16 protein-coding genes are annotated in these 22,853 nt (G+C 63.1%); 9 read left to right on the top strand and 7 right to left on the bottom strand.

Going from position 1 to position 22,853, the window contains the following annotated elements; genetic code table 11:
• Positions 1-6: 6 nt before the first annotated feature.
• From HP546_RS04235 to HP546_RS04220, 4 genes are all read right to left on the bottom strand, one after another.
• Positions 7-717 carry an ABC transporter permease gene (locus HP546_RS04235; RefSeq protein ID WP_172220084.1) on the bottom strand — a complete coding sequence of 237 codons (711 nt, stop codon included), beginning with the start codon at positions 715-717 and terminating at the stop codon, positions 7-9.
• Positions 714-1,433 (bottom strand): ABC transporter permease, encoded by a 720-nt coding sequence (locus HP546_RS04230; RefSeq protein WP_172220081.1) that lies wholly within the window; start codon positions 1,431-1,433, stop codon positions 714-716. The genes HP546_RS04235 and HP546_RS04230 overlap by 4 nt, the downstream gene beginning before the upstream one ends.
• A 145-nt stretch (positions 1,434-1,578) precedes the next feature.
• Entirely contained in the window at positions 1,579-2,331 is a 753-nt protein-coding gene (locus HP546_RS04225) for a transporter substrate-binding domain-containing protein (RefSeq protein WP_172220078.1), read from the bottom strand.
• A 22-nt stretch (positions 2,332-2,353) separates the two neighbouring features.
• Positions 2,354-3,226, bottom strand: a complete 873-nt coding sequence (locus tag HP546_RS04220) for a MurR/RpiR family transcriptional regulator (RefSeq protein WP_172220075.1) — start codon at positions 3,224-3,226, stop codon at positions 2,354-2,356.
• 143 nt (positions 3,227-3,369) lie between these two features.
• Here HP546_RS04220 and HP546_RS04215 point away from each other — a divergent pair, with 143 nt between their 5' ends.
• The 3 genes from HP546_RS04215 to HP546_RS04205 all read left to right on the top strand — a co-directional run bounded on the left by HP546_RS04215 (position 3,370) and on the right by HP546_RS04205 (position 7,381).
• The gene (locus tag HP546_RS04215) at positions 3,370-4,395 is read left to right on the top strand and encodes an Ldh family oxidoreductase (RefSeq protein ID WP_172220072.1); all 1,026 of its coding nucleotides are present in this window, start codon (positions 3,370-3,372) and stop codon (positions 4,393-4,395) included.
• A gap of 234 nt (positions 4,396-4,629) precedes the next feature.
• Entirely contained in the window at positions 4,630-5,826 is a 1,197-nt protein-coding gene (locus tag HP546_RS04210) for an amino acid aminotransferase (protein WP_172220069.1), read from the top strand.
• Between the two features lie 274 nt (positions 5,827-6,100).
• Entirely contained in the window at positions 6,101-7,381 is a 1,281-nt protein-coding gene (locus tag HP546_RS04205; RefSeq protein ID WP_172220066.1) for a serine/threonine transporter, read from the top strand.
• A gap of 73 nt (positions 7,382-7,454) precedes the next feature.
• Here HP546_RS04205 and HP546_RS04200 read toward each other — a convergent pair whose 3' ends face one another.
• The gene (locus HP546_RS04200) at positions 7,455-8,642 is read right to left on the bottom strand and encodes a Bcr/CflA family efflux MFS transporter (protein WP_172220063.1); all 1,188 of its coding nucleotides are present in this window, start codon (positions 8,640-8,642) and stop codon (positions 7,455-7,457) included.
• 548 nt (positions 8,643-9,190) lie between these two features.
• Here HP546_RS04200 and tpx point away from each other — a divergent pair.
• The 6 genes from tpx (at position 9,191) to HP546_RS04170 (ending at position 21,396) form a co-directional block, all read left to right on the top strand.
• The gene (gene tpx / locus HP546_RS04195) at positions 9,191-9,691 is read left to right on the top strand and encodes a thiol peroxidase (RefSeq protein WP_172220060.1); all 501 of its coding nucleotides are present in this window, start codon (positions 9,191-9,193) and stop codon (positions 9,689-9,691) included.
• Positions 9,692-10,043: 352 nt separating this feature from the next.
• The gene (locus tag HP546_RS04190; protein ID WP_172220057.1) at positions 10,044-11,360 is read left to right on the top strand and encodes an MdtA/MuxA family multidrug efflux RND transporter periplasmic adaptor subunit; all 1,317 of its coding nucleotides are present in this window, start codon (positions 10,044-10,046) and stop codon (positions 11,358-11,360) included.
• On the top strand, positions 11,357-14,455 hold the full coding sequence (locus HP546_RS04185) for an MdtB/MuxB family multidrug efflux RND transporter permease subunit (RefSeq protein ID WP_172220054.1): 3,099 nt from the start codon (positions 11,357-11,359) through the stop codon (positions 14,453-14,455). The genes HP546_RS04190 and HP546_RS04185 overlap by 4 nt, the downstream gene beginning before the upstream one ends.
• On the top strand, positions 14,452-17,559 hold the full coding sequence (locus HP546_RS04180; protein ID WP_172220051.1) for an efflux RND transporter permease subunit: 3,108 nt from the start codon (positions 14,452-14,454) through the stop codon (positions 17,557-17,559). The genes HP546_RS04185 and HP546_RS04180 overlap by 4 nt, the downstream gene beginning before the upstream one ends.
• Entirely contained in the window at positions 17,556-19,046 is a 1,491-nt protein-coding gene (locus HP546_RS04175; protein ID WP_172220048.1) for an efflux transporter outer membrane subunit, read from the top strand. The genes HP546_RS04180 and HP546_RS04175 overlap by 4 nt, the downstream gene beginning before the upstream one ends.
• A gap of 262 nt (positions 19,047-19,308) precedes the next feature.
• Positions 19,309-21,396, top strand: coding sequence for a bifunctional diguanylate cyclase/phosphodiesterase (locus tag HP546_RS04170; protein WP_172220045.1), 2,088 nt, complete (start codon positions 19,309-19,311; stop codon positions 21,394-21,396).
• Here HP546_RS04170 and HP546_RS04165 read toward each other — a convergent pair.
• Together HP546_RS04165 and HP546_RS04160 are read right to left on the bottom strand one after the other, a co-directional pair.
• On the bottom strand, positions 21,393-21,653 hold the full coding sequence (locus HP546_RS04165) for a DUF1652 domain-containing protein (RefSeq protein WP_172220042.1): 261 nt from the start codon (positions 21,651-21,653) through the stop codon (positions 21,393-21,395). The two genes, HP546_RS04170 and HP546_RS04165, sit on opposite strands and share 4 nt — an antisense overlap.
• Positions 21,654-21,904: 251 nt before the next feature.
• A complete protein-coding gene (locus HP546_RS04160) occupies positions 21,905-22,552 on the bottom strand; it encodes a DUF1345 domain-containing protein (RefSeq protein WP_172220039.1) in 648 nt (215 codons plus the stop codon).
• Positions 22,553-22,853: the final 301 nt, after the last annotated feature.

Raw genomic sequence — 22,853 nt, 5'->3', positions numbered from 1 at the left:
CTTCGGTCAGTTCAGGTGGCGGCCCAGGCGGCCTTCCAGGTGTTTCAGCAAGCGGCGCACCACCTCGACGATCACCAGGTAGAGCACGGCAGCCCACAGGTAGATCTGGAAGTCGAAACTGCGCGAGAAGGCCAGTTTGGTCACGCCCATCAGGTCGTAGATGGTCACCAGCGAGGCGATTGCGCTGGCCTTGATCATCAGGATCAGCTCGTTGCCCAGCGGGCCGATGGCCACCAGCAGCGATTGCGGCAGGATCACCTTGAAGAAGGTGGTCGAGCGCTTCAGGTTCAGTGCCCGCGCCGCTTCGTGCTGGCCGGGTGCGACCGCCATCAGGCTGCCGCGGAAGATCTCTGCCTGGTATGCCGCCGTGTTCAGGGTGAACGCCAGCAAGGTGCAGAACCACGCCTCGCGGAAGAACCACCACAGGCCTACGTCCTGCCAGAAGCCCTTGAACGAGCCCAGGCCGTAGTAAAGCAGGAACAACTGGGCCAGCAACGGCGAACCGCGGAAGAAGTACACGTAGCCTGCGGCCATGCGCTGCAGCAGCTGGCTGCGCGACATCCGCGCCAGGGCCAGCAGCAAGCCCAGCAAGGCGCCCAGGCTGAAGGAAATGGCCACCAGCTTGGCGGTGACCAGCAGGCCATCGATAAAGCGCGGCCCGTAGCGCTCCAGCAAATCAGGGTCGACAACCAGTGCCAGCAGTTGATCGAGGCTCATGCCCGTGCTCCTTGCAGGTGGCGGTTACTGCGTCGTTCGATGAAGGCGAACACCCGCCCGGACAGCGCCGCGAACAGCAGGTAGCCCAGACAGGCGACGCCATAGAAGAACATCGGCTCCTTGGTCACGCTGACCGCCAGGTTGGTCTGGCGCATCAGGTCGACCAGCGAGATGGTCGACACCAGCGAAGTATCCTTGAGCAGCGACAGCCAGTTGTTGGACAAACCGGGCAGGGCGATGCGGGTGAGTTGCGGCAGTACCACCTTGAAGAAGCCGGTGCGCTTGCTCAGGCCCAGCGCCGAGCAGGCCTCGAGTTGGCCTTTGGGCAAGGTCTTGAAGGCTGCCAGCCAGATCTCGCTGGAAAATGCGGCAAACACCAGGCTGAAGGCAATCATCGCAGCCAGGAAGGTGTTGATCAGGAACTCTCCCTCGTAGCCCATGGCCGCAAGGATTTTCTGCGCCGCGATCTGGCAGCCGTAATAGATGATCAGCAGTGTCAGCAGCTCGGGCAGGCCGCGGAATACTGTGGAAAAGGTCGTGGCCCAAGCCCGGGGCAGGCGCTTGCGCGAGCGCGCCGCCAAGGCTACCACCAGGCCCAGCGGCAGGCCGATGGGCAGGCAGGCCAGGGCCAGGGAAACGGTGACCAGCGCGCCGGCCAGCAGCGCCTGGCCCCAGCCTCCGCTGGCGAAGGACAGCAAGGACAATTGATCGAGCATGACGAACACCTTGTGTTGACCTGACCGGCCTCATCGCCGGCAAGCCAGCTCCCACAAGGGGCTGCGCATCCCTCAGGCCTTGTGCGGTCCTGTGGGAGCTGGCTTGCCGGCGATGGGGCCCGATCAGGCGAGACGGGCTCTGAGATCAGTTGTAGATATCGAAAGCAAAGTACTTGCTGGCGATCTTCTGGTAGGTGCCGTTGGCCACCAGCTGTTGCAGCGCGGTGTTCAGGCGCTGGCGCAGGGCCTCGTCATCCTTGCGCACGGCAATGGCGGCATCGGCCTTGGTATCGGCAACGTCTCCGAGGATCTTGCAGCAATCCCCACCGTTTTTGGTCATCCACTCGTGCAGCGGGAACTTGTCGGCAATCACCCCGTCCAGGCGCCCGGCGGCCAGGTCGGCGTTGGCTTCGTCCATGGTCGGGTACAGCTTCACATCGGCACCGGCCTTGCCGTACACGTCCTCGGCGTAGATAGCCTGGGTGGACGACGACTGGGCACCGACTGTGTAACCGACGAAGTCGGTCTGGGCGCTGTCGATCTTGCTGTCCTTGGCTACCGCGACAGTGAGCGGAGTGCGGTAGTAGTGGTCGGTGAAGGCAATTTTCTTGCGTCGCTCCTCGGTGTTGATCATCGACGCGACGACGGCGTCATACTTGCGCGCCATCAGGGCGGGGATAATGCCTTCCCAATCCTGGGCCACCAGCGTGCACTCGACTTTCATCTGTTCGCACAGGGCATGGGTGATGTCGATATCGAAGCCATGCAGCTTGTTATCGGCGTCTACATAGTTGAAGGGCGGGTAGGCACCCTCGGTGGCGAAGCGCAGGGTTTCGGCACTGGCGGCACCGGTCAGCAGCAGGGCGCACGCACCCACCAAGGCCATGGTCTTGTTCATCTCGCACCTCATTGCACTCTTGCTATTGTTGTTTGCTCGGCGGCCACGAGGTGTAGCCGACGAATTCGTTATGTAGAGCGGCAGTCGCTTCCAAGCGTTTTTCAACATCAGGTCCGAGCTTCTTGCAGACCTCGTTGACCATCAGGTGCACCCACGACAGCATTGTCGAGGTGGATTCCCAGAACAGGTTGAACTCCGTGGGGATGCGGAACACCTCGTCGGCGTTGGCATCGGCCCAGTCACAGAAAGTGTCGGTCACCAGCGTGACCGCGATGCCGGCCGCGCGCGCCTTCTGGCACAGCAGCAGGGCGTGGCGGGAATAACGGCGCGCCTCGAACACCACCAGGGCGCTGTCTTCGGCACGGCCCAGCAGCACTTCGCCGAAGTGCCCGGCGCTGATGTCTACCAGTTGCACGCCATCGCGCAGGTATTGCAGCAGGTGGCTCATGCACATGGCGATGCCGCGCTCGGTCTGGAAACCGGCGACGAACACCCGCGGCTTGGCCGCCAGGCGTTGCGCTACGCTGTGCCACGCCGGGCTCTGGCGGTACTCGTGCACACGCATCAGTGCGGCGATTTCCAGTTCCAGGCTGCCGGCGTTGTCGCTGGCGTCCTGGTTGTGGCGGTAATCCTGCAAACGGTCACCCACCAGCCAGGGGCCATCGCCCAGGTCGTTCTGCAGGTCTTGCTTAAGTGCCTTGAGGTGGGCATAACCCAAGGAGCGGCAGAAGCGCCCGACGCTGGATTCGCTGACGCCCAGCTTGGCAGCGATGCTGGCCGAGGTCTGGAACGGCAGTTCGTGCAGGTTGGCGAGCATGTAGGTGGCGATCTTGCGGCCCGAGGCAGCGGCCCCTTCCAGGCTGTTTTCCAGGCGTTGCTTGATCGGTTGGCTCATGCTGCGGCTCCAGGGGTGAGGCTTGCGACAGAAAATGAATGTTTTCTGTCATCAAGTCAACATTTGACAGATAGCTGTCACATGCAGGAAAGTTTTTGTCGTTGCAACGCTGTAGCCATTCCAATACCAACAAGGAGCTTCAGATGTCCGCACCTTCCACCGGCACCGACGTGCGTGTGCCTTTTACCGAGTTGCAGGACCTGTTGCAGGCCATTTTCCAGCGTCATGGCTGCAGCGAGAGGGTGGCCCGTGTGCTGGCCCACAACTGCGCCAGCGCCCAGCGCGATGGCGCGCACAGCCATGGGGTGTTCCGCATGCCGGGCTATGTTTCGACCCTGGCCAGCGGCTGGGTCGACGGCCAGGCCACGCCGGAGGTCAGTGATGTGGCGCCCGGTTATGTCAGCGTCGATGCGGCGGGGGGCTTCGCCCAGCCTGCGCTTGCAGCGGCCCGTGAGTTGTTGGTGGCCAAGGCGCGCACCGCCGGTATCGCCGTGCTGGCGATTCACAACTCGCACCACTTTGCCGCGCTATGGCCGGATGTGGAGCCATTCGCTGACGAGGGCCTGGTGGCCCTGAGCGTGGTCAACAGCATGACCTGCGTGGTGCCGCATGGCGCGCGCCAGCCCCTGTTCGGGACCAACCCCATCGCCTTTGCCGCGCCTTGCGCCGAACACGACCCGATCGTCTTCGACATGGCCACCAGCGCCATGGCCCACGGCGACGTGCAGATTGCCGCGCGTGCCGGGCAGCAATTGCCCGAGGGCATGGGCGTGGATGCCAGTGGCGAGCCGACTACCGAACCCAAGGCGATCCTCGAAGGTGGCGCCTTGCTGCCATTCGGCGGGCACAAGGGTTCGGCGCTGTCGATGATGGTCGAGTTGCTGGCGGCGGCGCTGACCGGCGGGAATTTCTCGTGGGAATTCGACTGGTCGGGGCACCCGGGGGCGAAAACGCCGTGGACCGGGCAGGTGATCATCGTGATCGACCCGAGCAAGACCGAGGGCGAGCGCTTCGCCCAGCGCAGTCGCGAACTGGTGGAGCAGATGAAGCACGCTGGGCTGACGCGCATGCCGGGTGAGCGACGTTACCGCGAGCGCGAGGTGGCCGAGGAGGAGGGGGTGGCAGTGACCGAGCAGGAGTTGCAAAGCCTGAGAGAGTTGCTTGGCTGATCCGGCCCTTTCGCCGGCAAGCCAGCTCCCACAGATACACCGCTAACCCTGAGCGTTGTGAAGTACCTGTGGGCGCTGGCTTGCTGGCGACAGGGACATCACCGCCAGCACAAATCCCCAGCCATGCAATGTTGCATAGACAACCTTGCACATTAGTGGATGTTCCTGAGCCTGCACTCCGGGTATGCTCAGGTCTGCCTTTTCGAACTGTCCTGATCCAAGGAGCTGCACGCTGTGTTCAAACATGTCGATGCCTATGCCGGCGACCCGATCCTATCGTTGATGGAAACCTTCAAGGCCGACCCGCGCGCCGACAAGGTCAACCTGAGCATCGGCCTGTATTACGATGAGGCCGGTGTAGTGCCGCAACTGGCAGCGGTGGATGCGGTGGAAAAACGCATGGCCGGCCAGGACCACGAAGCCTCGCTTTACCTGCCGATGGAAGGCCTGGCCAGCTACCGCCAGGCCATCCAGGCGCTGCTGTTCGGGGCCGATCACCCCGCCGTGACCGGCAAGCGCGTAGCCACCGTTCAGACGGTTGGCGGTTCCGGCGCGCTGAAAGTCGGCGCCGACTTCCTCAAGCGCTACTTCCCGCAGTCCGAAGTCTGGGTCAGCAACCCGACCTGGGACAACCACCGCGCCATCTTCGAGGGCGCCGGTTTCAAGGTGAACACCTACCCGTACTTCGACCAGGCCACCCGTGGCGTGGACTTCGACGGCATGCTGGCCACCCTGCGCAACCTGCCGGCCAACAGCGTGGTCCTGCTGCACCCATGCTGCCACAACCCCACCGGGGCCGACCTTACGCAAAACCAGTGGCAACAAGTGGTCGAGGTGGTCAAGGCCCAGAAACTGATTCCGTTCCTCGATATCGCCTACCAGGGCTTCGCCGAAGGCCTGGTGGAAGACGCCTACGCCATCCGTGAAATGGCGCGTGCCGGCGTGCCGTGCCTGGTCAGCAACTCGTTCTCGAAAATCTTCTCGCTGTATGGCGAGCGGGTAGGGGGCCTGTCGGTGGTGTGCGATGACGCCGACACCACCCTGAGCGTGCTGGGCCAGCTCAAGGCCACCGTGCGCCGCAACTACTCCAGCCCGCCCAACTTCGGTGCCCAGCTGGTGGCCGGCGTGCTCGGCGATGCCGGCCTGAATGCCCAGTGGGCTGCCGAAGTCGAAGTGATGCGCAAGCGCATCCTCGACATGCGCCAGGCGCTGGTCGATGCCCTGGCCGTGCTGCTGCCAGGCCAGGACTTCCAGTTCTTCCTCCGCCAGCGCGGCATGTTCAGCTACACCGGCTTCAGCGTCGAGCAGGTACGCCGCCTGCGTGACGAGTTCGGCGTGTACCTGATCGACAGCGGCCGGGTTTGCATGTCCGGCCTGCGCCCCGCCAACCTGCAACGGGTTGCCGAAGCGTTCGCTGCCGTCCAGAAGTAACACCGCACGGGGCCGCTTTGCGGCCCGAGCGCCGGCAAGCAGGCTCCCACTGGTACAGCGCATGGCTGGGAGCCGGCGTGGCGGCAATCGGGCTGCAAAGCAGCCCTTGCTACAACCTGCTTGTAAAGACAAGTGCAACCGCTCCTCGGAAAAGGGCTTCGCAAGTGCAACCTTTGCGTGCACAATCGCGCCCCTCTTTCCCGGTTGAGTTGGGCGAATCGTCTATTTCGCCATTCTCAGCCTGTTGCAGTCTTGCGAGTGGAGCTTCACCCGGATGAATGAGCAGGCCCCAAGCGTTGAACAACGCTTTGCAGAATCGACCCCCGCCACCCTCGGCAGCTGGGCGCGTCAAGACACCACCTGGATGCTGGGCCTGTTCGGCACAGCCATCGGCGCCGGGACTCTGTTCCTGCCGATCAACGCCGGCCTCGGCGGCTTCTGGCCGCTGCTGATCCTGGCCGTGCTGGCCTTCCCGATGACCTACTACGCCCACCGCGGGCTGACTCGTTTCGTGCTGTCGGGGCGCAACGGCGGCGACATCACCGAGGTGGTCAAGGAGCACTTCGGCATCAGCGCCGGTGCGTCGATCACCGTGCTGTACTTCTTCGCCATCTTCCCCATCCTGCTTATCTATAGCGTGGCACTGACCAATACTGTTTCCAGCTTCATGGAACACCAGCTGCACATGGCGCCGCCACCACGGGCCATTTTGTCGTTCGTGCTGATCCTCGGCCTGCTGGCCATCGTGCGCTGTGGCGAGCAGGCCACGGTCAAGGTCATGAGCCTGCTGGTGTACCCGTTCATCGTCGCCCTGGCGCTGCTCGGCCTGTACCTGGTCCCGCACTGGACCGGCGGCATCCTCGACAGCGCCACCCAGGTACCGCCGCCTTCGGCCTTCCTGCACACCCTGTGGTTGGCCATCCCGGTGATGGTGTTCTCGTTCAACCACTCGCCGATCATCTCGGCCTTCGCGGTTGACCAGAAGCGCCGCTACGGCGAGCACGCCGATGAGCGCAGCGGCCAGATCCTGCGCCGTGCCCACCTGCTGATGGTGGTGATGGTGCTGTTCTTCGTGTTCAGCTGCGTGCTGACCCTGAGCAGCGCCCAGCTGGCCGAGGCCAAGGCTCAGAACCTGTCGATCCTGTCGTACCTGGCCAACCACTTCAGCAACCCCGCCATCGCCTTCGCTGCGCCGCTGATCGCCTTCGTGGCCATCGCCAAGTCGTTCCTCGGCCACTACATCGGTGCCAGCGAAGGCCTGAAGGGCATCATTGCCAAGACCGGCGCGCGCCCAGGTGCCAAGGCACTCGACCGCGTGGTTGCCGGGCTGATGCTGGTGGTGTGCTGGATCGTCGCCACCCTGAACCCGAGCATCCTCGGCATGATCGAGTCGCTGGGCGGCCCGATCCTGGCGGTGCTGCTGTTCCTGATGCCGATGTACGCGATTCGCCGGGTACCGTCCATGCGCAAGTACAGCGGCGCGGCCTCCAATGTGTTCGTCGTGGTGATCGGCCTGGTTGCGCTGACCTCGGTGGTCTACGGCCTGCTGAGCTGATTCGCTGCTTGCAGTAAAGGCTGCCCGGGTCGGCTATCGCCACCCGGGCATTTTTTTAAGCCTGACCAAGGTTTCAGCAGCGTTGCATTTCATCGTCCTTGGTGCACGCAAGCAGCCACCATCCACAGAGGCTGGCCACCACGAACAGCAGTCCCAGGCCTACCGGAAGTGTACTTTCGAAGCTTGCGACCACGCTGCCAGTCAAACCCGCCCAAGCGAACAGCAGTGTCGTGTTGAGCGAGGCTGCCGCACCTGCCTGGCGCGAATAGCGTGCCAGGGCCTGGGTCGTCGCAGCCGGGCGCACCAGGGTTGTCCCGGTGGTACAGACAATCATCGGTAGCAGAACACCCACCACAGACAACCCTGCTAGCTGCTCCCATATCAAAAGGGTGGCGCCCGCAGCACTTATCAGCAGGAAACCCGCTTTTATTTGAGCCTGCGGGCTTACGCGATGGTTCAAATAAGTTGCAGCTACTCCGCCAGCGATATAGGCCAACCCATAGCCGATAAATACAATGGAGAATTGATAGGTCGTCAGCTCCAGCCTGCCCATCAGCAGCAATGGCGCTATGACGATAAAGGAAAAATGGCAGGCAAAGGCGAGGCTGGACTGCATGGAATAGGCGAGATAGGGCGTGTCGCGCAGCATCATCAGATAACTGGAGAAGCCTGACGCCCGGTGGTGCAGCCCAGGTGCGTCCTGAAGCAGCACATACGACAAAAGTGAAACGATCGCAGCGATGCCCACGAATACTGTGAAGCTTGCCTCCCAGCCAAAGAGCTGCTGGAGAAAGGCACCTGCCAGCGGTGACAGAGAGATGAATAACCCACTTGCGCTGGTTAACAGGATTCGCATGGCATTGCGTTGTTTACCCCTATACAGATCCTGCACAAGCGCCTGGCCGAGCACGAGGCTGCCGCAACCCAGGGCCTGCATTAAACGAAACGCCATGAACGTTTCATAGGTGGTTGAAAATATGCAACCGAGCGCCCCAGCAATGGCTACTCCCAACCCGGCGAGCAGCAAACGCTTGCGCCCGATGCTATCCGACAATGGGCCGATCACTAGTTGCGCCATGGCAACGCCAATAGCAAAAAAGCTCACGGAGTACGCTATCTGCTTTGAGTCGACCCGAAACTCATCTGAGAGCGCAGGGAATGATGGGAGGATCACATCCAGCGGAAATACACCTAACAGACACAACAGAATCAGCAACGTCGAGCACAGATGGCGCCGGAGCGAATCCGGTGGGCGGTTCATGCTACTAACCCCGCCGATTGGAAATGCAAGAAATAGCGTTCGTCATCCAGTAAATCAGTGCACTCAACTGCCCGAAGCGTCGGCCCGCAAATTTCCATCATTCGTACCGCCTGGTTCGCCAGTGCATGAGCGGAAACTTCGTCTCTGAGGGTTGGCCGAGTTTTGAAAACCATTCGCAAGAAGGGTAGATCGGGTTGGAAGATGTACAAGATTAACTTGGTGGCGAAACGTCCGATAAAGTTGTAGGCTTTTTTACCCTGATACTTGTCAGGGGTGGCTCAACTTTATCGTAAAGCGCTCTAGCTCAAGCCATGCAGCCATTATGAGGGTAGTATTGTGCAGCTCATATCAATCAAGAAACCAACTTTGTAGCAGGCTCGGAGTGGGAGGTCGGGATGGGCTCGGCAACTGGCCGTCACGGCAGGTATCGGCATTTTGTCCACAAAAATTCGTCTGTGATTAGAACAATTTCACTTGCCCCCATAGGCACCCGGTCGCCTTCATGCTTAACTCAGTGTCCTTTTCAAACCTCGCATAAGGATTTCGTCATGGCTCAAGTGACTCTCAAAGGCAACCCGGTCCAGGTCAACGGCAACCTGCCACAGGCCGGCGCCCAGGCTCCGGCTTTCTCCCTGGTAGGTGAAGGCCTGGCTGACAAGTCGCTGAAAGACTTCGCCGGCAAGCGCAAGGTGCTGAACATCTTCCCAAGCGTCGACACCCCGACCTGCGCCACCTCGGTGCGCAAGTTCAACGCCCAGGCCAACGACGTGGCCAACACCGTGGTGCTGTGCATCTCGGCTGACCTGCCGTTCGCCCAGGCACGCTTCTGCGGCGCCGAAGGCCTGGAAAACGTGAAGAACCTGTCGACCCTGCGTGGCCGCGAGTTCCTCGAAAACTACGGCGTTGCCATCGCCGACGGCCCGCTGGCCGGCCTGGCCGCCCGCGCCGTGGTGGTGCTGGATGAAAACGACAAGGTGCTGCACAGCGAGCTGGTTGGCGAAATTGCTGACGAGCCGAACTACGATGCGGCACTGGCTGTACTGAAGTAAGGGTTGCGGGGGGGGGGGGCAGGGCAGGCATTTGTAGCCTGTACCGGCCCTATCGCCGGCAAGCCAGCTCCCACAGGTACAAGGCTGTTCTCAATGCCTGTGATGTGCTTGTGGGAGCTGGCTTGCCGGCGATAGGGCCAGCAAAGGCAACGGAAACCTTCAGGCCCATCTCCACTCCAAGCAAAACCCTGTAACGGCCCGGAACACGTTCCGGGCCGTTTTCATTTAAAATTCCGCGTTTTGGCAACGTCAGGCAAAGGTAAACCTCTGGTAAAGGGCCTTTGCTAAAACGATGCCAGTGCTTATCGTTCACCCTCCCAAGTCGTCATTCCGAACAAGGTTCGTTCAACCCATGCAAGCGTCCAATTCCCGTTCCCCCCGTCGCTGGCTCGTCGGCCTGCTGATCCTGCTGCTGGTGGCGGCCCTCGCCTGGTGGCTGTGGCCCGCAGCGGCGCCTGTGCATCAAGAAGCCGGCGGCGGGCGCGGTGGCAAGGGCATGGGCATGGGCGGCCGGCCGGGCTTCGGCGGCTCCACCGACCCGGTGCCGGTCCGTGTCGAACCGGTACGTGTGGGCGACTTCCCGCTGTACTACAAGGCACTGGGCACGGTCACTGCGACCAATACCGTGAACGTGCGCAGCCGCGTGGCGGGCGAGCTGGTGAAAATCCACTTCAAGGAAGGCCAGCAGGTCAAGGCCGGCGATCTGCTCGCCGAGATCGACCCGCGTTCCTACCGCATCGCCCTGCAGCAGGCCGAAGGCACCCTGGCCCAGAACCAGGCGCAGCTGAAAAATGCCCAGGTCGACGTGGCCCGTTATAAAGGCCTGTACGCCGAAGACAGCATCGCCAAGCAAACCCTCGATACCGCCGAAGCGCAGGTGGCGCAGTTCCAGGGGCTGGTCAAGACCAACCAGGCGCAGGTCAATGACGCCCGCCTGAACCTCGATTTCACCCAGATCCGCTCGCCAATCAACGGCCGGGTGGGCCTGCGCCAGCTCGACCTGGGCAACCTGGTGGCAGCCAACGATGCCACCGCGCTGGTGGTCATTACCCAGACCGAGCCGATCAACGTCGCCTTCACCCTGCCGGAAACCGAGCTGAGCACGGTGCTGGAGCGCTATCGCAGCGGCGCCAGCCTGCCGGTCGAGGCCTGGGACCGCAGTGACAGCAAGCTGCAGTCCACCGGCGTGCTAGGCAGCATCGACAACCAGATCGACACCACCACCGGCACCCTGAAGTTCAAAGGCCGCTTCGAGAACAAGGACCTGGCGCTATTCCCCAATCAGTTCGTCAACGTGCGCCTGCTGGCCGACACCCTCAAGCAGGTGGTCATGGCTCCGGCAGCGGCGATCCAGTTCGGCAACGACGGTACCTTCGCCTATGTGGTCAACGCCGAGAACACCGTGAACGTGCGCAAGCTCAAGGTCGGCGCCAGCGACGGCGACAACAGCGTCATCCTTGAAGGCCTGGCCGCTGGCGACCGCCTGGTGCTGGAAGGCACCGATCGCCTGCGCGAAGGCACCAAGGTCGAGGTGGTCGAAGACAGCTCGCAAGTGCCGACCACGCCTGGTCAGCACCTGCAGGGCCAGGACGCCAAAGGCTCGGCGCAAAGCGGTGCGCCGCAGCTTCCGCAACAGCCGGTTAAAGCAGCAGGCAAGGCGGGCGCATGAACCTCTCGCGCCTGTTCATCCTGCGGCCGGTCGCCACCACGCTGAGCATGCTGGCCATCGTCCTGGCCGGCCTGATCGCCTACAAGCTGCTGCCGGTGTCGGCGTTGCCGCAGGTGGATTACCCGACCATCCGGGTCATGACCCTGTACCCCGGCGCCAGTCCGCAGGTGATGACCAGCGCGGTAACCGCGCCACTGGAACGTCAGTTCGGGCAGATGCCGGGCCTGGAGCAAATGGCCTCGACCAGCTCCGGCGGTGCTTCGGTGCTGACCCTGCGCTTCAACCTCGACATGAACATGGACGTCGCCGAGCAACAGGTGCAGGCCGCGATCAACGCCGCCAGCAACCTCCTGCCCAGCGACCTGCCGGCACCACCGGTGTACAACAAGGTCAACCCGGCCGACACCCCGGTGCTGACCCTGGCCATCTCGTCCAAAACCATGCCGCTGCCCAAGCTCAATGACCTGGTCGACACTCGCGTGGCACAGAAGCTCGCGCAAATCAGTGGTGTGGGCATGGTCAGCATTGCTGGCGGCCAGCGTCAGGCGGTGCGGATCAAGGTCAACGTCGATGCGTTGGCGGCCAATGGCCTGAACCTGGAAGATGTGCGGACCCTTATAGGCGCTTCCAACGTCAACCAGCCCAAGGGCAACTTCGACGGCCCGACCCGGGTGTCGATGCTCGATGCCAACGACCAGCTGCGCACCCCGGCGGAGTACGCCAACCTGATCCTGGCCTACAACAATGGCGCGCCCCTACGGCTCAAGGATGTCGCTGAGATTGTCGATGGCGCCGAAAACGAGCGTCTGGCAGCCTGGGCCAACCAGAACCAGGCAGTGCTGCTGAATATCCAGCGTCAGCCCGGCGCCAATGTGATCGAGGTGGTCGACCGCATCAAGGAGCTGCTGCCGTCGATCACCGACAACCTGCCGGCCGGCCTTGATGTATCGGTGCTCACCGACCGTACCCAGACCATCCGCGCTGCGGTCAAGGACGTGCAGCATGAGTTGCTGATCGCCATCGTGCTGGTGGTGATGGTCACCTTCGTCTTCCTGCGTCGCTTCAGCGCCACCCTCATTCCCTCGATTGCCGTGCCGCTGTCGCTGATCGGCACCTTCGGCGTGATGTACCTGGCCGGCTTCTCGGTGAACAACCTGACCTTGATGGCCCTGACCATCGCTACCGGTTTCGTGGTCGATGATGCCATCGTCATGCTGGAGAACATTTCCCGGCACATCGAGGAGGGCGAGACCCCTTTGCAGGCGGCGCTCAAGGGTGCCCGGCAAATCGGCTTCACCCTGATCTCGCTGACCTTCTCGCTGATTGCGGTGTTGATCCCGCTGCTGTTCATGGCCGATGTGGTCGGCCGGCTGTTCCGCGAGTTCGCCATCACCCTGGCGGTGGCGATCCTGATCTCCCTGGTGGTTTCGCTGACACTGACGCCGATGATGTGCGCACGGCTGCTCAAGCGTGAGCCCAAGGAAGAGGAGCAGGGCCGCTTCTACCGCGCCAGTGGCGCCTGGATCGACTGGCTGATCAAGCACTATGGCCGCGGCTTGCAGTGGGTTCTGCGGCACCAGCCGCTGACCCTGCTGGTGGCAGTGGCCAGCCTGGTGCTGACCGTGTTCTTGTACATGATCGTACCCAAGGGATTCTTCCCGCTGCAGGACACCGGGGTGATCCAGGGTATTTCCGAAGCCCCGCAATCCACTTCGTTCGCCGCCATGAGCGACCGCCAGCAGGCCTTGAGCAAGGTGATCCTGCAGGACCCGGCGGTGCAGAGCCTGTCCTCGTATATTGGCGTGGACGGCGACAACGCCACGCTCAACAGTGGCCGCCTGCTGATCAACCTCAAGCCGCATGGCGAGCGCGATGCCACCGCCGCCGAGGTGATCAGCCGCCTGCAGCCGCAGGTCGACAAGCTGGTCGGTATCCGCCTGTTCATGCAGCCGGTGCAGGACCTGAGCATCGAAGACCGGGTCAGCCGTACCCAGTACCAGTTCAGCCTGTCTTCGCCGGATGCCGACCTGCTCGCGCTGTGGAGCGGCAAGCTGACCAATGCCCTGCAGCAGCGGCCCGAACTGCAGGACGTGGCCAGCGACCTGCAGGACAAGGGGCTGCAGGTGTACCTGGTGATTGACCGCGACATGGCCAGCCGCCTGGGGATCAACGTTTCGCAGATCACCAACGCCCTGTACGACGCCTTCGGCCAGCGGCAGATCTCGACCATCTACACCCAGGCCAGCCAGTACCGGGTGGTGCTGCAGTCGCGCGATGCGGCAAGCATCGGCCCGCAGGCGCTGGAGGCGGTCCACGTCAAGGCCAGCGACGGCGGCCAGGTGCGCCTGTCTGCGCTGGCACGTGTCGAGCAGCGCCAGGCGCAACTGGCGATCTCGCACATCGGCCAGTTCCCGGCGGTGATGATGTCGTTCAACCTGGCGCACGGCGCTTCGCTGGGCGAGGCGGTGAAGGTGATCGAGCAGGTGCAGCAGGACATCGGCATGCCGATTGGCGTGCAGACCAAATTCCAGGGCGCCGCCGAGGCGTTCCAGGCATCCTTGTCGAGCACCTTGCTGCTGATTCTGGCCGCTGTGGTGACCATGTACATCGTGCTGGGCGTGCTGTACGAGAGCTATATCCACCCGGTGACCATCCTCTCGACCCTGCCATCGGCAGCGGTCGGCGCCTTGCTGGCGTTGATCCTCAGTGGCAACGACCTGGGCATGATCGCCATCATCGGCATCATCCTGCTGATCGGCATCGTCAAGAAAAACGCCATCATGATGATCGACTTCGCCCTGGAGGCCGAGCGACACCAGGGCATGAGCCCGCAGGATGCGATCTACCAGGCGGCGCTGCTGCGCTTCCGGCCGATCCTGATGACCACCCTGGCGGCGCTGTTCGGCGCTGTGCCGCTGATGCTGGCCACCGGTTCCGGTGCCGAACTGCGCCAGCCGCTGGGCCTGGTGATGGTCGGCGGGCTGCTGGTCAGCCAGGTGCTGACGCTGTTCACCACACCGGTCATCTACCTGTACTTCGACCGCCTGGCCCAGCGCTGGCGCCCGGCCACTGACGCGAAGCAGGCCGAGGCATGAACCTGTCCGCACCTTTTATTCGCCGGCCGGTCGCGACCATGCTGCTGAGCCTGGCGATCATGCTGCTGGGTGGCGTCAGCTTCGGCCTGCTGCCGGTGGCGCCGTTGCCGCAGATGGACTTCCCGGTGATCGTGGTGCAGGCCAACCTGGCGGGGGCCAGCCCGGAGGTCATGGCCTCTACCGTGGCCACGCCGCTGGAGCGCAAGCTTGGCAGCATCGCCGGCGTTACCACCCTGACCAGCAGCTCGAACCAGGGCTCGACGCGGGTCATCATCGGCTTCGAGCAGGGCCGGGACATCGACGGCGCTGCGCGTGAAGTGCAGGCGGCCATCAATGCTACCCGCAATCTGTTGCCCAGTGGCATGCGCAGCATGCCCACCTACAAGAAGATCAACCCGGCGCAGGCACCGATCATGGTGCTGTCACTGACTTCGGATGTGTTGCAGAAGGGTCAGCTGTACGACCTGGCCGATACCATCCTGTCGCAGAGCCTGGCCCAGGTGAGCGGGGTAGGGGAAGTGCAGATCGGTGGCAGTTCGTTGCCGGCGGTGCGCATTGCCGTCGAGCCGCAACTGCTCAACCAGTACAGCCTGTCGCTGGACGAAGTTCGCACCGCCGTGGCCAATGCCAACCAGCGCCGGCCCATGGGCTTTGTAGAGGACGGCGAGCGCAACTGGCAAGTGCGCGCCAACGACCAGCTGGAAAAGGCCAAGGACTACGAACCGATCGTGATCCGCCAGCAAAATGGCACCATCTTGCGTCTGGCCGATGTGGCGACCGTGACCGACGGCGTCGAAAACCGCTACAACAGCGGTTTCTTCAACGACCAGAGTGCGGTGCTGCTGGTGGTCAACCGCCAGACCGGCGCCAACATCATCGAGACCGTCGACCAGATCCACGCACAGCTGCCGGCCCTGCAGTCGCTGCTGCCGGCCAGCGTCCAGCTGAACGTGGCGATGGACCGCTCGCCAGTGATCAAGGCCACCCTGAAAGAGGCCGAGCACACCCTGCTGGTCGCCGTGGTGCTTGTGATTCTGGTGGTCTACCTGTTCCTCGGCAGTTTCCGTGCTTCGTTGATCCCCAGCCTGGCGGTGCCGGTGTCGCTGGTCGGCACCTTCGCGGTGATGTACCTGTGCGGGTTTTCCCTCAACAACCTGTCGCTGATGGCGCTGATTCTCGCCACCGGCCTGGTGGTGGACGATGCCATTGTGGTGCTGGAGAACATTTCGCGGCATATCGAGGACGGCCAGCCGCCGATGCGCGCGGCGTTTCTCGGCGCCAGGGAAGTCGGCTTCACCTTGCTGTCCATGAACGTCTCGCTGGTGGCAGTGTTCGTCTCGATCCTGTTCATGGGCGGCATCGTGCGCAACCTGTTCCAGGAATTCTCGATCACCCTGGCGGCGGCCATCATCGTCTCGCTTGTGGTCTCGCTGACCCTCACGCCGATGCTCTGCGCCCGCTGGCTGAAGCCGCACCGCGCCCAGCCGACGCGTCTGCAGCGCTACAGCGACAAACTGCACGAGCGCATGGTCGATGGCTATGACCGCAGCCTGGGCTGGGTGCTGCGCCACCGGCGCCTGACCTTGATCAGCCTGCTGGCGACCATCGGCCTGAACGTCGCCCTGTATGTGGTGGTGCCGAAAACGCTCATCCCGCAGCAGGATACCGGGCAGTTGATGGGCTTCATCCGTGGCGATGACGGGCTGTCGTTCGGGGTGATGCAGCCGAAGATGGAAATTTACCGCCGGGCGCTGCTGGCGGACCCGGCCGTGCAGAGCGTGGCCGGTTTCATCGGCGGCAACAGCGGTACCAACAACGCTATGGTACTTGTGCGCCTGAAGCCGATCAGCGAGCGCAAGATCGACGCGCAGAAGGTGATTGAACGGTTGCGCAAGGAAATGCCCAAGGTGCCCGGCGGGCGGCTGTTCCTGATGGCCGACCAGGACCTGCAACTGGGGGGTGGTGGCCGCGACCAGAGCTCGTCGCAGTACCTTTATACCTTGCAGAGCGGTGACCTGTCAGCCCTGCGCGAGTGGTTCCCCAAGGTAGTGGCGGCGATACGCGCGCTGCCCGAACTGACCGCCATCGATGCCCGCGACGGTTCTGGCACCCAGCAGGTGACCCTGGTGGTAGACCGTGACCAGGCCAAACGCCTGGGCATCGACATGAGCATGGTCACCACGGTGCTCAACAACGCCTACAGCCAGCGGCAGATCTCCACCATCTACGACAGCCTCAACCAGTACCAGGTGGTGCTGGAGATCAACCCCAAGTATGCCTGGGACCCTAGCACCCTCGAGCAAGTGCAGGTGATTACCGCCGACGGCGCTCGCGTGCCGCTGTCGACCATCGCCCACTACGAGAACAGCCTGGCCAACGACCGGGTCAGCCACGAGGGGCAGTTCGCCTCCGAGGACATCGCCTTCGATGTCGCCGAAGGTTACAGCACCGACCAGGCCATGGCAGCCGTGGAGCGTGCGGTGGCCAAGCTGGGCCTGCCTGAAGAGGTGATCGCCAAGCTCGGCGGCACGGCCAACGCCTTCGCCAAGACCCAGGAAGGCCAGCCGTTCATGATCCTCGGCGCTTTGGTGCTGGTTTACCTGGTGCTGGGTATTCTCTACGAGAGCTATATTCACCCGCTGACCATCCTCTCGACCTTGCCCTCGGCAGGGGTCGGTGCGTTGCTGGCGCTGTACGTCACCGGTGGCGAGTTCAGCCTGATCTCGCTGCTGGGGCTATTCCTGCTGATTGGCGTGGTGAAGAAGAACGCCATCCTGATGATCGACCTGGCCTTGCAGCTGGAGCGCCATCAGGGCCTGTCGCCGGAAGAGTCGATCCGCCGTGCCTGCCTGCTGCGCCTGAGGCCGATCCTGATGACCACCCTGGCGGCCATTCTTGGTGCCCTGCCGCTGTTGCTCAGCCGTGCCGAGGGTGCGGAGATGCGCCAGCCGCTGGGCCTGACCATCATTGGTGGCCTGGTGTTCAGCCAGGTCCTGACCCTTTATACGACGCCGGTGGTGTACTTGTACCTGGACCACCTGCGTCACCGTTTCAACCGTTGGCGCGGCGTGCGCACCGACGCCGCCCTGGATACCCCGCTATGACTTTTGCCCAGACCCCACTTCACCGTGCCCTGCAAGTGCTGACCCGTGGCCGCGGCTCGCGCCTGCTGGGTGCCGGATTGTGCGCGGCCTTGCTCAGTGCCTGTAGCTTGAGCCCGGACTACCACCGCCCCGAGCTGGACAGCCCGGCGGCGCAGTTCAAGCACGCCGAAGGCTGGACCCAGGCCACGCCGTCCGATGCCATCGCCCGCGGGGCCTGGTGGGAACTGTACGGCGATGCCGGGCTGAACGCGCTGGTCGAAGAGCTGAACCGCAGCAACCAGACCGTGGCGCAGTCCGAAGCCCAGTATCGCCAGGCCCAGGCACTGGTGCGCAGCAGCCGGGCAGGGTTGTTCCCCAGCCTGGACCTGACGGTCGGCAAGAACCGCTCTGCCCAGGGTACGGGCAGTTCCAGCTCGAGCCTGTCCAGCAGCAGCAGCGGCATCCGCGACACCTACAACGCACAGTTGGGCGTCAGCTGGGAGATCGACCTGTGGGGCAAGCTGCGCGAAACCCTGAACGCCAATGAAGCCAGTGCTGAAGCCAGCCTGGCCGACCTGGCCTCGATCCGCCTCAGCCAGCAGTCGGAGCTGGTGCAGAACTACCTGCAACTGCGGGTAATCGACGAGCAGAAGCGCTTGCTGGAAGCTACCGTGGCGGCCTATGAACGCTCGCTGCGAATGAACGAAAACCAGTACCGGGCCGGTGTCGCCGGCCCCGATGCGGTGGCCCAGGCGCGTACCCAGTTGAAGAGCACCCAGGCCGACCTGATCGACCTGATCTGGCAGCGCGCGCAGTTCGAGAACGCCATTGCCGTGCTGATGGGCAAGACGCCGGCCAACTTTGCCCTGGCCGACAGCAAGAACATTCCGGCTCTGCCGCAGATTCCGGTTTCATTGCCTTCGCAGTTGCTGGAGCGGCGGCCGGACATTGCCTCGGCCGAGCGTAACGTGATGGCGGCCAACGCCAATATCGGCGTGTCGCGGGCGGCGTATTTCCCGGACCTGAGCCTGAGCATGAGTGGCGGTTATTCCAGCAGCAGTTTCAACAACTGGATCGAGCTGCCCAACCGCTACTGGTCGGTGGGCCCGCAGCTGGCGCTGAACCTGTTCGACGCCGGCAAGCGCAGTGCCGAAGTGGACCGCACGGTGGCGGTATATGACCAGACCGTGGCGCAGTACCGCCAGACCGTGCTGGACGGTTTCAAGGAAGTGGAAAACCTGCTGGTGCAGCTGAAGGTGTATGGCGACGAAGCGGTGGTGCGCCAGGAGGCGCTGGATGCAGCCCGCGAGTCGCTGCGCCTGACCGAGAACCAGTACCGTGCCGGGCTGATCGGCTACCTGGATGTGGTGAATGTGCAGACCACGGCGCTGAGCAACGAGCGCAGTGTGTTGAACCTGCTGCAGGGGCGGTTGGTGGCCAGTGTGCAACTGGTTGCCGCGCTGGGTGGGGGCTGGGACGCCGATCAGGCGTTTGCCGAGCAGGATTGACTCGCTTTCCAAGCCTTATGATGCCTGTGACGGCCTCATCGCCGGCAAGCCAGCTCCCACAGGCACCACACACTGCTTGAGACAGTGCGGACCCTGTGGGAGCTGGCTTGCCGGCGATGGGCTGCACAGCAGCCCTGAAAGCACAGTGAAGGGCGCGATCTTTGGATCCATTCCCATTCGCAAAAACCCCGTGCGTTTCGGCAAAGCTTGAGTACAATCGTCAGCTTTTTCCGGGCCCCCCTGTCCCGCGCTGGAACTCCCCATGTTGACCGGTAGCTACTCCTCTTCGCTGGTGTTGATTTCGCTGTGCGTGGCGATCCTGGCGTCCTATACCGCCCTGGACCTTACCGGCCGTATCGCCACGGCCAAGGGCCGGGCTGCATACTTGTGGATGGGGGGTGGCGCATTGGCCATGGGCATCGGCGTATGGTCGATGCACTTTATCGGCATGCTCGCCTTCAGCCTGCCCATCGACCTGGGTTACGACCTGCCCCTGACCGCGTTCTCGCTGCTGATTGCCGTGTTGTCTTCAGGCTTTGCCTTGTGGCTGGTCAGCCAACCAAGTCTGCCCTGGCTGCAGCTGGGCTTTGGTGCGCTGATCATGGGGGCGGGCATCGCCTGCATGCACTACACCGGCATGGCCGCGCTGCGCATGCTGCCGGGAATCGACTATGACCCAGCCTTGTTCGGTGCCTCCTTGCTGATAGCGGTTGGGGCATCAGCAGCGGCCCTGTGGATCGCCTTCCGCCTGCGCAAGCACACGCCCTATGTCAGGCAGATCCGTGGTCTGGCGGCGGTGGTGATGGGCTTTGCCATCGTCGGCATGCACTACACCGGCATGGCGGCGGCGAATTTCCCCGAGGGCAGCTTTTGCGGCGCGCTGGGCAGCGGCCTGCAGGGTGACGGCCTGGTCTACCTGGTGCTGATCACCACCCTGGCGGTATTGGCGGTGGCCTTGCTGACCTCGGTGCTGGACGCCCGCCTGGAGGCACGCACCGCCGAGCTGGCCCGTTCGCTGACTCTGGCCAATCAGGAGCTCACGCAGCTTGCCCTGCACGATACTCTCACCGATCTGCCCAACCGCACCCTGTTGGCCGACCGCATCGAGCAAGCCATCGCCAAGGTGGCGGAGCAGGGCGGCTGTTTTGCCCTGATGTTCATCGACCTGGACGGCTTCAAGCCGGTCAACGATGCGTTCGGCCACCATATCGGCGACCTGCTGCTCAAGGCCGTGGCAGGGCGCCTGCGCGGGCATCTGCACAGCCAGGACACACTGGCGCGCATTGGCGGCGACGAATTTGTCCTGCTGGTGGAGTTGCAGGAACCGGACGATGCCATGGACGTGGCGGTCAAGCAGGTCAACCTGGTATCGCGGCCATTCCGCGTGGCCGAGCACGACCTGCAATTGTCAGCGAGCCTGGGCATCGTTCTTTACCCGGGCAATGGCCAGGACCAGCACGAGCTGCTGCGCAACGCCGACGCCGCCATGTACCACGCCAAAAGCGCCGGCAAGAACGGCTACAGCTTCTTCGACGTGTCGATGAACAGTAACGCCCGCCAGCAGTTGCAGCTGTTGCAGGACTTGCGCCAGGCCCTTGAGCAGCGCCAGTTCCGCCTGCACTACCAGCCCAAATTCGATGCCCAGGCGTGCCAGCCGATCGGTGCCGAGGCGTTGCTGCGCTGGGAGCATCCGCAGCAGGGCCTGTTGCTGCCCGACCGCTTTATTGGCCTGGCGGAAAAGACCGGGCTGATCATTCCAATCGGTGAGTGGGTGCTTGGCGAGGCATGCCGCCAGATGCGTGAATGGCTGGACCAGGGCCACCAGGGGTGGCGCATGGCGGTGAACCTGTCTGCTATCCAGTTCTGCCACGCAGGGCTGGTCGAGAGCGTGGCAAAGGCGCTTGAGCAGAACGGCCTGCCGGCCAACTGCCTGACCCTGGAAATCACCGAAACCACTGCCATGCACGACGCTGATGCCAGCCTGGCCGTGCTGCAGCGCCTGTCGGACATGGGCGTGGACCTGTCCATCGATGACTTTGGTACCGGTTATTCCAGCCTGATGTACCTCAAGCGCCTGCCGGCCAACGAGCTGAAGATCGATCGCGGTTTCGTCCGTGACCTGGAGCAGGACAGCGACGATGCGGCAATCGTCTCGGCAATCGTCGCCCTGGGCCAGGCGCTGGGGCTGCGGATTGTGGCCGAAGGGGTCGAGACCGACAGGCAACAGGCTTTCCTGACCCGCCTGGGCTGTGATTCGCTGCAGGGCTACCTGCTTGGGCAACCTGTGCCGGCCGAGCAGTTCATGAGCAGGTTGCAGGCCCTGGGCGAGAAAAATACGGCAGCAGTCTAGACCGCAGCGCGCAGGGTAAAGGCGGGTAAGAAAGCATCCATCTCGGCCTCGACGGCCTCGATGATGCGTTCGACATCGGCGGCGGCCATGATGGCCGCGCAAGGGATGCCGGCAATGGCCAGTACGGTCTCCCCGGTAGCGCGGTCGAACAGCCGCGCGATCATGCTGCGTGGCGCATCCATGTTGGCTTCGAAACCCAGCGGGTGGAAATGCCAGCGCATCACCTGGCAGGCGTTGGGGAACGTCATCTTGTTCATGCCAGCCTCCTTGTCCGTACCTGGACGTGGTGAGCAAGTGGCCACATCGATGCGGCCGCCGGGAAGGTAAAGATAGCACCTGCCATGGGTGATTCTCGGCTGCAAATACGACAAATGTACTAATGCATGACAGAGATCACATAGCTTCGGGGGCATGCCGGGCGGCAACTGGCCAAGCAAACGTTTTCCTTGAGCTGTCGCGGTGCATATCTCCATGATAATGCTCTGATACTTTCGGACGAGCGGCGCGCTCAGCCCAGTAGCCCTGCCGCGATATTGATGGTGAATCCCAGAATCGCCGTATTGAACACGAACCCCACCAGCGAATGCGCCAGCACCACCCGCCGCAATCCCCGTCCGGCCACACCCACATCGGAAGTCTGCACCGCCACACTGATGGTGAAGGAGAAGTAGTGGAAGTCCCAGTAATCCGGGTTGCGCTCGCCATCGGCGAAGCGCAGCGGCGGTTCATGGTTCTGCCCTGTGTAGAACAGCCGCGCGTAGTGCAGGCTGAATATGCAGCCGATCAGTAGCCAGGACCCTGCCACGGTCAGGCCGGTGTACAGGTAATGCAGGGCCTGGTCAGCACCTTGCAGATCGCGGCTGGACACCAGTTGCAAGGTCACTGCGGCAAGGCTGGCGATGGCGGCAATGCACACGGTGAGCAGGACCAGGCCGGCGTTTTCGTCTTCGACCCGGGCGACCTTGCGGACCTTTTCCGGGCTGGCGTTCCAGCTCAGGTACAGCACCAGCAGCAGGTATAGCCATACGCCAAGGTTCCAGCCGGCGAGGATATGCTGCACGGTGTCGTCGGCGGGGATGAGCCACGCCCCGAGCAGGCCGACGGCGGCGGCGATGCTCAGGCGTGGGTGGGTGCGGGTCAGACGGTGGAAAGCCATGGGGCCTCGTATTCGATGGGTATGGCCTCTACTCTAGACCGGCATCCGCAAGATGAGCGGCATGCGCGGAGTCTATAGGAGCGGCCTTGCGGCCCGATCGCGACGCAAGGCCGCTTCTACAAGGGGCGCGTCAGCTGTTCTTTTCTTTGCTACCGCCCATCGCACGGCATTGCAACTCTCAGTACACTGCACGCTCCAACACCAACATCCGTTGAACTCGAGGTTTTTGCATGACGCTCAGTCCTTTGGCAGGCAAGCCGGCTCCGGCCAGCGTGCTGGTCGATATTCCCCGCCTGCTTAC

The organism is Pseudomonas sp. CM25 (genome assembly GCF_013179705.1).
Classification (GTDB): domain Bacteria; phylum Pseudomonadota; class Gammaproteobacteria; order Pseudomonadales; family Pseudomonadaceae; genus Aquipseudomonas.
Note: the sequence above shows the minus strand (reverse complement) of the source record. Positions and strands in the feature narration are given on the sequence as shown.

What these genes read in the sequence shown, in the direction of transcription:
- HP546_RS04235 (WP_172220084.1), bottom strand. Translation starts at nt 717, where the DNA reads ATGAGCCTCGATCAACTGCTGGCACTGGTTGTCGACCCTGATTTGCTG.
- HP546_RS04230 (WP_172220081.1), bottom strand. Translation starts at nt 1,433, where the DNA reads ATGCTCGATCAATTGTCCTTGCTGTCCTTCGCCAGCGGAGGCTGGGGC.
- HP546_RS04225 (WP_172220078.1), bottom strand. Translation starts at nt 2,331, where the DNA reads ATGAACAAGACCATGGCCTTGGTGGGTGCGTGCGCCCTGCTGCTGACC.
- HP546_RS04220 (WP_172220075.1), bottom strand. Translation starts at nt 3,226, where the DNA reads ATGAGCCAACCGATCAAGCAACGCCTGGAAAACAGCCTGGAAGGGGCC.
- HP546_RS04215 (WP_172220072.1), top strand. Translation starts at nt 3,370, where the DNA reads ATGTCCGCACCTTCCACCGGCACCGACGTGCGTGTGCCTTTTACCGAG.
- HP546_RS04205 (WP_172220066.1), top strand. Translation starts at nt 6,101, where the DNA reads ATGAATGAGCAGGCCCCAAGCGTTGAACAACGCTTTGCAGAATCGACC.
- HP546_RS04200 (WP_172220063.1), bottom strand. Translation starts at nt 8,642, where the DNA reads ATGAACCGCCCACCGGATTCGCTCCGGCGCCATCTGTGCTCGACGTTG.
- tpx (WP_172220060.1), top strand. Translation starts at nt 9,191, where the DNA reads ATGGCTCAAGTGACTCTCAAAGGCAACCCGGTCCAGGTCAACGGCAAC.
- HP546_RS04190 (WP_172220057.1), top strand. Translation starts at nt 10,044, where the DNA reads ATGCAAGCGTCCAATTCCCGTTCCCCCCGTCGCTGGCTCGTCGGCCTG.
- HP546_RS04185 (WP_172220054.1), top strand. Translation starts at nt 11,357, where the DNA reads ATGAACCTCTCGCGCCTGTTCATCCTGCGGCCGGTCGCCACCACGCTG.
- HP546_RS04180 (WP_172220051.1), top strand. Translation starts at nt 14,452, where the DNA reads ATGAACCTGTCCGCACCTTTTATTCGCCGGCCGGTCGCGACCATGCTG.
- HP546_RS04175 (WP_172220048.1), top strand. Translation starts at nt 17,556, where the DNA reads ATGACTTTTGCCCAGACCCCACTTCACCGTGCCCTGCAAGTGCTGACC.
- HP546_RS04170 (WP_172220045.1), top strand. Translation starts at nt 19,309, where the DNA reads ATGTTGACCGGTAGCTACTCCTCTTCGCTGGTGTTGATTTCGCTGTGC.
- HP546_RS04165 (WP_172220042.1), bottom strand. Translation starts at nt 21,653, where the DNA reads ATGAACAAGATGACGTTCCCCAACGCCTGCCAGGTGATGCGCTGGCAT.
- HP546_RS04160 (WP_172220039.1), bottom strand. Translation starts at nt 22,552, where the DNA reads ATGGCTTTCCACCGTCTGACCCGCACCCACCCACGCCTGAGCATCGCC.